Raw genomic sequence first — 10,111 nt, forward strand, 5'->3', positions numbered from 1 at the left:
GTGAACAACCAAACGTAGCTTAATTTTTAAAAACAGATTTTGCACTATGGGAGTAGTCTGTGCTCTAAAAAAATACGATTTATGAAATTGATTCAGTTATAAATTTTTTATTTATTTCGTTTGCTAATAATTTCTCTTGCTATGCATGAAAATGGATTGATTGTTGATTAATAATCAGAGACCACTCTTCAATTGCGACGTTAGTGTAAGTACATTCCTTCAAAACCTTTACCCTATCCAAACTTAACATAAATATCCATGTATCTCTTTACAATTAGCACCACAAACGGTCGTTTACGGTACTAATCATCACTTTATCAGAAAACACCCTGTCACTTTAGGAGTTATTTTGCACCTATTTTAAGCGTTATTTTGCACATTCTACTCTAAAACCCAGCTACCTTCACATTAGAAGATTAGCTGGGTTTCGTCATTATTTACGTCCAATTACTAAGCTAGTTCGTGCAGCTTCTACGACTGCTGTGGTAATGGATGTTAGTTGATTGATTTCAAGAATACGTTCAATTTGAGTAAATAGCCGATGAATTAGTCTAAAATTGCCGTTTGTGACTTTCATGATATTAGTGAGTGCCTCATAATCGGAAAAGTCCTCTTTTTTAATTGAGATACCGAGTTCATCCCATTTGTATTCTAAGATATGGTGCATCTCGTCTTTACTAAGCTTCTGAAATTCATGTGCAAAACCAATACGGCATAACCCGGTAAGTCTTGTAAAAACAATTGGTTGATGCTCGAAAGAAGCGTTCAATTTTCCCTCGACCTCTTGGAACACCTACTGCTGAAAAAACGAGGTTCATTTTCAAATCAATGGCCACTTGCTCTAAATGATTCGATGTAAAATCACTGCCATGATCGGTATAAAACTGTTCAGGAATTCCACAAATCGCCCAATCTAAATTTCGTTTATGCCAAACGGCTTGATGCAAAGCGAGTGCCGTTTGGATGGCAGAAGGTGCTTGGAAGGTTAAAAAATAGCCAGCGACTGCTCGACTGTACTCATCTAAAATAATCGTCAACCAAGGTCGTTCGGGTTGTCTCTTTTCATTCAACACAAAAATATCGAGTAATGTATGGTCAGCTTGCCAAATCTCATTGGGATAGCTTGCTTCTCTTCGATGAATTAAATCATATTGATTTTCGTATTATTTTTGGCCATCATGCGCTAACTTCTTCAAGCTTTGCGAAAGAGACTCCGATACCGTATACACTTGATAATAACTCGGTTGTTGCCAGCCTTGTTTCTGACATTGCTCACAGATCATCCGATGAATAGACGTCAGTGAATTTCTTCTGTACTTCAAAATTAGTTGTTTAATGGATACGACAATTTCCGTCTCTAAATGCATTTTGCCCATCACTTCTTGTTTTTCGAATTAACCCTTTTAACCCAAATTGTTTATAGTCACGAATCCAGTATTGTAGCGTTCTTTTTGCAATGCCAGTTTCTTCTATAATGATAGTCAATGTTTTCTCCGAGCGAAGGTACGGCGCAATGACTTTATACTTAATTATAGCTGCTTGTCGCTGTTCTTCAGAATAAGCTGTTAAAGGAGGAGGTTCATTCTGCATAGATATCAACCCTTCCGATTTATTATTTTTCCAAATAGCGATAAATCGTCGTTCGAGACACGCCCCATTTTTCAGCAACATCTTTAATCGGTGTGCCACTTTCAATTAGAGATTTCATCATTTCAATATCTTTTGGTCCAAATTTCTCTGGTCGTCCGCCAAGACGACCACGCGCTCTTGCTGTTGATCGTCCTGCAGCCGAGCGTTCCTCAATCAAATTACGTTCAAATTCTGCAAAGGCTGCGAACAGGTGAAACATTAATTGCCCCGTTGCGTTACTTTTGTCCATTGTCAGATTTTCTTGCAGACTGTGAAAGCCTATGCCTCGTTCATTTAAACTGTTCACAATATGAATCAAATCTTGCATGTTGCGTCCAAGTCGGTCCAAACGCCAAACAACAATCGTATCACCTTCACGTGCATATTGAAGTGCTTCCTCTAAACCGGGGCGCTGTCTTTTTGCTCCACTCATTTTATCGTGGAAAATTTTCAAACAACCATACTGCGTTAACGCATCCATCTGCAAATCCAAATTTTGTAATCCTGTTGACACACGTGCATATCCAATTAACACCAAAATCACTCTTTTCTATTTTTCCTTTGAAGTCATTGTAACATAAGATAGATTTCAATAGGTTGTTGGACGTAGAATACAGAACAGGGTTTTATGACGTTTATGGTAATAAAAAACGTCCTTTTCAAACCGAACAGCAACGTGTTCAGAAAAGGACGACTTTTTGAACATTGCTTACATAGGAAAATTCACATTTCGATTACATGTAATTTATAAAATCAATACAACTTTTCGAAATATTGTTTAATTGAAGGGAAGCTTCCTTTTGGAGCACCTAATAGTTTTTCGTAAATCTCGTTAATCGCATCAAGTTTGGCAATGAGCTGTTCGTGAGTCAATGTGAAAAGGCTGGGATCAAGCATAAAATGAAGTCCGACTAATAAAAACTCCGTAATTCCATCTGGAAAATCCGTGTGAAATACACCTTCTTCTACTCCTTGCTTCACAACAGATGAAATAATTGGTACATACTCTTTTATCATGCCAACTTTCATTTTCTGATGTAGAAGAACGTTTTCTTTGTGATGTAAATGAGTCATTAATCCATCTTTGAAATGGTTTGATGTTTCCTGTGAAAAAAATTGAATGATGCTTATAAACTTCTCTATTGCTTTTAATTCGGAGTTATTATTAATTTGTTTAAACAATTGAACACTTGAATCAATGGAGTCTTGAATTACTGCGTCCGCAATTTCATCTTTTGATTTGAAATAATGATAAAAAGTGCCTTTTGCAACTCCGACTTTTTTAATAATGTCGCTAATCGTAGTATTCTCATACCCATTAGATGAAAACAGATCTTTTGCGACGGAAATAATCTCGCTTCTTCTTTCTTCTGGTTTTTTGACGATTCTTTTCATGGAATTTCCCCCTTGAGACATATTATCGTCTTTTAAAGATACATCATTGACCGGCGGTCGGTCAATGATGTATTATGTGTTTACTTAACATCTTTAGGAGCGTGAAAAGATGACGAATGGAAACCAAGAGCGAAAGTATGAAGAAGAGCGCATCCGTATTGTTTTAAGAGAAATTGATAAAAAAGTGGTTAAATTGGATCATGATTCTGGTGGATTAAAAAAAGATGTCATTCATCTAAAGAAAACATTTTGGGATGATGTGAAAATTAATTTAGATAATCCTGAAGATGCTAGTGAAACCTTATCAAGCATTAGACAGCAGGCGGAGATGCTGTCCGAGAGGGAAAGAACGCACCGTCAACTAGATAGGCAGAGGAAGACCTTATCTCGATTAAAAGATTCTCCATATTTCGCCCGAGTTGATTTTCTCGAAAATGGGAAGGAAACAACAAATAATGTGTACCTTGGAGTTGCAAGTTTAATGGATGAAAATGAGGAAACATTTCTTATTTATGATTGGAGAGCCCCTATTTCCAGTATTTATTATGATTACTCTCCGGGACCAGCCCAGTACGAAACAGTAGAAGGGATAATTCAAGGAGAAATGGGGTTAAAGCGTCAGTTTATCACGAGAGACGGGCAAATCAAAACGATGTTTGATACAGGTGTTACCATTGGCGATGAACTTTTGAAAGAAATTCTCGGCAATAACGTGAGTACCAATATGAAAAGCATTGTTGCTACCATTCAGAAAGAGCAAAATCAGATCATTCGTAACGTTAAAAGCAAGTATTTAGTTGTACAAGGGGTTGCTGGAAGTGGGAAAACCTCTGCAGCTCTTCAAAGAGTTGCGTATTTGCTGTATCGCTACCAGAACGAGATCACGGCTGAAAATATTATGCTTTTTTCACCTAATTCTTTATTTAATCGCTACATTGCTTCTGTCCTCCCTGATTTAGGGGAGGACAATATGCAGCAGCTCACATTCCAAGAATATGTAGAAAAGCGTCTTGGAAAACAATTTGAACTTGAACATCCGTTTACGCAAATGGAATATATGCTTACATGTCAGGAACATAACATGTATCCTGCAAGAAGAAAAGGAATACGGTATAAAGCAAGTATCGATTTTAAAGCTTTGATTGATTCCTATGTTGTTGTTCTCTCGAGTGAAGACCTTATCTTTAAAAATATTTCTTTCCGGGGAGAAATGTTGATTAGAGCTGAACAAATTAAAAGCTATTTTTATTCACTAGATGCATCTATCTCCATTCCAAATCGTATGCAGTTAGTAAAGGAATGGCTTTTAAAAGAGCTAGTAAAGAAAGAAAAATTGGAGAGAACCAAGGATTGCGTGATAGAAGAGAGTGACCTGCTAGATCTTGAAGAGTATACAAAAGTTTATAGTGAGCTACTGAAGGAAGGCAGATTTTCTGAGAATACGTTCGACGATTTTGAACAGGAGCAAAAGAAAATAGCTAAAATGATTGTCAAAAAACACTTTAAACCAATACGAACAGCTGTAAAGAAACTAAAGTTTATTAATGTAGCAGCGCTTTACAGCCAATTGTTTAAACAGAAAGATACTATACACCAACAGCTTAATGATACTTTCCCTGAAGATTGGGAAGAAATTTGTTCATATACGTTAAAAAAGCTACAGAAAAAAGAACTGACGTATGAAGATGCAGCACCTTATTTGTATCTCCAAGATAAACTTGAGGGAAAAAGAATAAACACAAGAATACGCCATTTATTGATTGATGAAGCACAGGATTATTCACCATTTCAGTTTTTTGTTCTTAAGCAACTTTTTCCTTATTGTCGAATGACAATTCTAGGTGATTTTAATCAGGCGATTTATGCCCATACTCTAAATGCGCCAACTTTACTATCAAGCGAACTATATGTAGAAGAAAGTTTTGATAAAGTGGTATTAACGAAAAGCTACCGTTCAACTCGACAAATCGTTGAATTTACAAAGCGAATTATAGAAGAAGGAGAAAGCATCGAAGCTTTTAACAGAAATGGTCTGAAGCCAACTTTTACGAAAGTAAAGGATCTGGACACACTCCAATCTCGAATAACACAGAAGATTCGACAACTACAGTCAGCAGACTATGAAACAATTGCAGTGATATGTAAAACAGGAAAGGAAAGTAGTGAAACCTATGACCGATTGAGTGAGCAACTAAATATCCAGAAAATGGAACATAGTACGAGTTCTTATCAAAAAGGTATCTTAATTTTACCTGCTTACTTGGCAAAAGGAATCGAATTTGATGCTGTGATCATATACGATGCTTCTGATGTGAAATATGGAAAAGAATTTGAAAGAAAACTTTTTTACACTGCATGTACGAGAGCCATGCACGAGCTTCATCTTTTCTCAGTAGGGAAAGTGAGTCCGTTTATAAATGAAATTCCTGCAAATTCATATGAGATTACGGAGTAAGTGCAACTTAAATGAGGAATTTCTAAGCGTATCTCTCAATAAAGAAAAATCGCCTTCCACCACTTTAATTCCCAACAGGTTCACGGATGCTTTTTTTCTATGATTAAATATAAAAGCCGGTGATTCCTTGGCGTAGGAAAAATCGGCCTTCTATATATCGAAATTTACTTAGCGTATGTTTTGCGCTTTTTGTTGGGAGGACCCCTAATTGAAATCATATTTAGTTATTCCATTATAGGGCGCGTTTGTGAAGTAACAAAAAAGGTCTAATTTCCTAACTTTAATACTGGGAAATGGGACCTTTTTATATTTACTTATAGTGCAAAATAGCACTTAAAACGGGTGCGAAATAACTCCGAAATTGACAGTATAGGCGTACAGCAGCTCGAAAAGGCAAAAAACGAGCAGGAATTGTAGTAGCACATGCCATGTTGCGAATATCTTACTACCTATTAACACGAAAAGAAATGTATGTAGACTTAGGTGAAGACTACTTTGATAGAAAGAGACAACAATCCATTGTTCGGCATTCCTTGAAGCATCTTAACCGATTCCATCTACCTACAATATTCCATTGAATTAGACGCTCTCCCCTTTTTTAAAGACGAATGAGCTGCGCCTTCTTAAGTATTGCCTTTTTTCCTAAATTACAGAATTTTATTTACATGGTAGTTTAAGTATATTTTTTCACAAACTTCATTGATTTTACATAATTAATTTTATTCATTACAGGAATGCTGCCCTTTTACTTGAAGAAAACAAAGGCTTCACTCCATGTAATGTTGAAGTAAAGCCCCCGTTTACGGAAGATAGGTTTTTATGAATAACTTTCTTCTTTCTTGCTATAAATTTCATAAGCAAAATATCCAAGGAATAAGCCTACCCCAGATCTAAAAATTAGTGTAGATAATAATGAAAACGAGAAAAACATGCTAAGAACCACACCAGCTGCACAGCTGCACTACTTCTTAAAAGTTCTATACAGAACACAAACATCATCAATGATTGTTAAGAGAATTTTGATTAATTTAGGGTATACGTTATACTGGAACAGTAAGGGGGTTATGGAGATTTTTACAATTGTTAGTGTTTAATTAGTTAAACACTAGAAAATACGATTTCAATTTTATGTTTATGTATATTTTATATTTATGTATTATTAAAGCCTGTGAGGAGAGGAATCCAATGGGAAAAGAATTTCCAATAATTGAAACAAAAAGATTAATTTTAAGACAGGTAACAACAGAAGATGCTGAAGATTTGTTTACATATTTATCTGATAAAGATGTTGTTAAACATATGGGATTAGAACCGTTCAAAACGGTAAATGACGTATGGGATGAAATTAGATGGTATGACTCTATATTCAAAGAAGGTACAGGAATTAGATGGGGAATCACACTAAAAGATTCTGGTAAGGTTATTGGAAGTTGTGGTTTTCTTAATATGCTTACCAAACATTATCGAACTGAAGTTGGATTTGAATTAAGTAAAGATTACTGGGGAAAAGGAATAGCTAGTGAAGCTTTAGAAGCTGTTGTTAAGTATGGCTACCAACACTTTCAGTTAGAAAGAATTGAGGCTTTAATTGAACCTAATAATCTTCCATCACAAAAGCTTGTAGAAAAACAAGGCTTTAAAAGAGAAGGATTGCTGAGACATTATGAATTTACTTGTGGCAAATTCGATGATTTATATATGTACTCCATCATAAAAGAAGATCTTTAAAGTATATTTGCTTGAAAAGAACTTACCTCCTATAGGTGTGAAAGTTTTAGCTCTTAAATTAAACATAAAAACCTTCCAGTCATTTATAATGTCGGAAGGTTTTTATGTTTAAAACAATAATATTAAACGAATTTATTTCTATTTTTTCACTATACATAACCTCATTTATGTTCATTTAATGCTTATCTAATTTCTCGACTTATGCCTAGTGGCATAACATCTTTTAATTTTGAAATAATACCTGTATTAATTCAATGATATATTTCCTGAAGAGGTTTCCAACTGCACTTCATAATCTCCGCTCCCAGCCGTTCCTTTTGTTTCTTTTTTGCCTTGTTGATGAGCATTCAATACAATGCCGACTGAACGTCTCCCGCTGTTGGATTTAAGGAGTAGCGTGGCATCTGGTTCATCCTCATTCAAAGAAACATCCACATTTCCACTTGTTGTATTAACATAAACATCACTCTGAAAGTGAAGGAAGTCAAGTTTCACATTACCACTTCTTCCATTTACTTTCAGGTTGTGCGTTTGTAGCTCCTTACCTACGACGTTACCAGAGGAGCCGTCTACTATGATTTCTCCTTTGAATTCAGTAGGAATTCGAACTTCCAATTGGGGCATCCGACCGATTTTAAACAAACGGGTTACATCATTTTTTACTCGAATCGTTAATTTTTGTTTCCCCTTATCCATTATAATTCCTGGACCATTGTCGTATAAAAGTAAGTACGCTTCGAATTCGTCTATATCCGCTGATACTATATCTAAATTTATACTTCCATTTTCGATGTGAATACTATCTATATCTTTAAGTGGAGCCATTTGAATGTCTTCACTTCCCTCACTTTTTGCACAGGCGCTTAAAAACATTACAGTAAAAATAACCGACATAAATATAAAATATTTCTTCATTTTTAACACTCCTCTCGTTGGATACCATTATAGAAGGTGACGCCCCGTCAATTTCAAGTTTTATATAGATTGATAATATGAGTCAAAAAAACACTTGAAGCTGACGTCGCGTCATTTTGTATACTTCTTAGTAACTACTTTTTAGCAAAATCTAAAGAGATTAGGAAAAAGGAGGTTTTTAAATGAAACAAGGAGATATTGTTATTTATGGATGTGTCATTATAGGCGCAGGTATTGGCCTGATACTGGATAATGCATTTCCCGGTGTACTGATTGGCTTGGGAGCAGGATTCTTACTTCAATATTTATTTCGTAAAGAAGGATAAATGAATCAAGATTGGCAGTAATCCCAAGTTAGAAAAAGAAGATGATAAAATAGAAGGAATAAAACAGTTGTTACTTATAAGTTCTTAACGTAAAGGAAGGTAGGTTTACCAGTTGATACACATTAACAAGGTTGGGGAGCTAACAGGTGTTACAGTAAGAACACTGCGATACTACGATAAAATCGGCTTATTAAAACCCGCATCTAAAACAGACGGCGGCCATCGTTTATATACGAATGATGAAATAAAAAAACTACAGCAGGTTCAATTTTTAAAAAAGATTGGATTTCAATTATATGAGATTAAAAATATGCTCTCCTCCAGTGAGTGGGATTGGTCGGATAGTTTAAAGAGTCAATTATCTTTTGTAATAAAAGAACAGGAAAATTTAAAGAAAATAGAGTTATCTTTACGGGAAATGATACACGGAATTGCGATAGAAGGAGAAGAAAACTGGTTAGCGATTCAGAAGATCATGCAATTATCTACTACAGATAAAGAAATACAGCAGTATTATCGCGAATCTGTATTTAAAGAAAGAGAAATAAAGCTATGGGAAAAGGTTCCCAATATGACAAGTGACAGTTCTGATTCACTGGAATGGATTGCTTTGATAGGTCAGTTAAAGCGTTATATTAAGGATGGTCCAAAAGCATCCAAAGTCCAAAATATCATTAGAAGAATGGAGGAAAAGCGCTTAGAGGAATTTGAAAGTGAGGATGAATTTTTAGATAAGCTGTGGGAAATAAGGATGTCGCCAGAGCAATCAGATAAACTGGGATTATATCCGATTGATCAAGATGTACTTGAGTTTATGGAACAGGCATATTCATTTTTTATAGCTAGTACTCAACAGGAGTAAGGAGGAAAGAATGATGAGTACAGAACTACTTCTCCTGATAGGGGGGCTGGCTTTATTGGATACGTTAAGCCCTGCCACAATAGGTGTAACAGTGTATTTACTTTTAACTGATACAAAGAAACTTATCAAACGTCTATTGGTTTATTTATTGACGGTAGCAGGATTTTATTTTGCTGTTGGAGTTTCACTTATGTTAGGATTAAGTTTTTTGCTTGAGATTATTTCTGGCGTATTTCAAAATCGAATTGTAAGTTGGACGGTCTTTATTGTTGGAGCGATATTGTTTATCGCAAGTTTTTATGTTCCAACCAAGAAAAACTCAGGTCCACATGTGCCAAAATCAAAAAGCATTCTTTCAATGGTTGCACTGGGATTCACTACTTCTTTAATTGAGGTAGGTACAGCATTTCCTTATTTTGCAGCAATCAGCATAATGACTACTTCTAATCTATCATGGATAGAATGGTCTTCTATATTAGTAGGATATAATTTTATAATGGTGTTACCTTCCCTCTTGCTGTTTCTCTTCTATCTCCTGTTTGGTCGGTGGATGCAAAAGCCTCTTAAAAAGCTTCGGATGAAAATTGCAAATAATACAGGATCGGCACTTTCATGGATAATGTGTATCGTTGGACTCATCCTGATTTATAATAGCCTGGATTATTTGTAGGATGTTAAACCGAAGTATTAAAACATAGGTAAAAAATGAACTGACCTAGCGTTTTGGGACACACATAAAACACCTTCATTAGGCTATCTTTCTTCCGAATTCTCTCGGCGAAAGGTAGCCTAATTTTTCTT

10 protein-coding genes and 1 pseudogene are annotated in these 10,111 nt (G+C 35.4%); 5 read left to right on the plus strand and 6 right to left on the minus strand.

Features of this window, described 5'->3' with window-relative positions; translation table 11 throughout:
* Positions 1-433: 433 nt before the first annotated feature.
* From ACQKMD_RS20880 to ACQKMD_RS20900, 5 genes and pseudogenes are all read right to left on the minus strand, one after another.
* Positions 434-712 (minus strand): annotated as a pseudogene (locus tag ACQKMD_RS20880) (AAA family ATPase); the annotation flags it as partial.
* On the minus strand, positions 693-1,073 hold the full coding sequence (locus ACQKMD_RS20885) for a DDE-type integrase/transposase/recombinase (protein WP_427754407.1): 381 nt from the start codon (positions 1,071-1,073) through the stop codon (positions 693-695). The pseudogene ACQKMD_RS20880 and the gene ACQKMD_RS20885, both read right to left, overlap by 20 nt.
* A 259-nt stretch (positions 1,074-1,332) precedes the next feature.
* On the minus strand, positions 1,333-1,590 hold the full coding sequence (locus ACQKMD_RS20890) for a helix-turn-helix domain-containing protein (RefSeq protein WP_427754409.1): 258 nt from the start codon (positions 1,588-1,590) through the stop codon (positions 1,333-1,335).
* Positions 1,591-1,612: 22 nt separating this feature from the next.
* Positions 1,613-2,164 (minus strand): recombinase family protein, encoded by a 552-nt coding sequence (locus ACQKMD_RS20895; RefSeq protein ID WP_427754411.1) that lies wholly within the window; start codon positions 2,162-2,164, stop codon positions 1,613-1,615.
* Positions 2,165-2,382: 218 nt separating this feature from the next.
* Positions 2,383-3,024, minus strand: a complete 642-nt coding sequence (locus tag ACQKMD_RS20900; RefSeq protein WP_427754413.1) for a TetR/AcrR family transcriptional regulator — start codon at positions 3,022-3,024, stop codon at positions 2,383-2,385.
* 109 nt (positions 3,025-3,133) lie between these two features.
* Between ACQKMD_RS20900 and helD the strand changes: the two genes are divergently transcribed.
* Together helD and ACQKMD_RS20910 are read left to right on the plus strand one after the other, a co-directional pair.
* Positions 3,134-5,479, plus strand: a complete 2,346-nt coding sequence (helD, locus tag ACQKMD_RS20905; RefSeq protein WP_427754415.1) for an RNA polymerase recycling motor HelD — start codon at positions 3,134-3,136, stop codon at positions 5,477-5,479.
* Positions 5,480-6,664: 1,185 nt separating this feature from the next.
* Positions 6,665-7,207 (plus strand): GNAT family N-acetyltransferase, encoded by a 543-nt coding sequence (locus ACQKMD_RS20910; RefSeq protein ID WP_427754416.1) that lies wholly within the window; start codon positions 6,665-6,667, stop codon positions 7,205-7,207.
* A 246-nt stretch (positions 7,208-7,453) separates the two neighbouring features.
* Here the strand turns inward: ACQKMD_RS20910 and ACQKMD_RS20915 are convergent, their stop codons facing one another.
* Positions 7,454-8,122 carry a DUF4097 family beta strand repeat-containing protein gene (locus ACQKMD_RS20915; protein ID WP_427754418.1) on the minus strand — a complete coding sequence of 223 codons (669 nt, stop codon included), beginning with the start codon at positions 8,120-8,122 and terminating at the stop codon, positions 7,454-7,456.
* Between the two features lie 182 nt (positions 8,123-8,304).
* Here ACQKMD_RS20915 and ACQKMD_RS20920 point away from each other — a divergent pair, with 182 nt between their 5' ends.
* The 3 genes from ACQKMD_RS20920 (at position 8,305) to ACQKMD_RS20930 (ending at position 9,980) form a co-directional block, all read left to right on the plus strand.
* Entirely contained in the window at positions 8,305-8,448 is a 144-nt protein-coding gene (locus ACQKMD_RS20920) for a hypothetical protein (RefSeq protein ID WP_427754420.1), read from the plus strand.
* Between the two features lie 112 nt (positions 8,449-8,560).
* A complete protein-coding gene (locus ACQKMD_RS20925) occupies positions 8,561-9,310 on the plus strand; it encodes a MerR family transcriptional regulator (RefSeq protein ID WP_427754422.1) in 750 nt (249 codons plus the stop codon).
* Positions 9,311-9,323: 13 nt separating this feature from the next.
* Positions 9,324-9,980: a GAP family protein gene (locus ACQKMD_RS20930; RefSeq protein WP_427754424.1), complete on the plus strand. Its 657-nt coding sequence runs from the start codon at positions 9,324-9,326 to the stop codon at positions 9,978-9,980.
* The last annotated feature ends 131 nt before the right edge of the window (positions 9,981-10,111 follow it).

Origin of the sequence: Viridibacillus sp. NPDC096237 (genome assembly GCF_050278625.1) — a bacterium.
GTDB lineage: Bacteria > Bacillota > Bacilli > Bacillales_A > Planococcaceae > Viridibacillus.

Bases quoted from the DNA above. Each gene is read 5' to 3' on its own strand.
- ACQKMD_RS20930 (WP_427754424.1), top strand. From the start codon at position 9,324: ATGAGTACAGAACTACTTCTCCTGATAGGGGGGCTGGCTTTATTGGAT.
- ACQKMD_RS20915 (WP_427754418.1), bottom strand. From the start codon at position 8,122: ATGAAGAAATATTTTATATTTATGTCGGTTATTTTTACTGTAATGTTT.
- ACQKMD_RS20900 (WP_427754413.1), bottom strand. From the start codon at position 3,024: ATGAAAAGAATCGTCAAAAAACCAGAAGAAAGAAGAAGCGAGATTATT.
- ACQKMD_RS20910 (WP_427754416.1), top strand. From the start codon at position 6,665: ATGGGAAAAGAATTTCCAATAATTGAAACAAAAAGATTAATTTTAAGA.
- ACQKMD_RS20920 (WP_427754420.1), top strand. From the start codon at position 8,305: ATGAAACAAGGAGATATTGTTATTTATGGATGTGTCATTATAGGCGCA.
- ACQKMD_RS20890 (WP_427754409.1), bottom strand. From the start codon at position 1,590: ATGCAGAATGAACCTCCTCCTTTAACAGCTTATTCTGAAGAACAGCGA.
- helD (WP_427754415.1), top strand. From the start codon at position 3,134: ATGACGAATGGAAACCAAGAGCGAAAGTATGAAGAAGAGCGCATCCGT.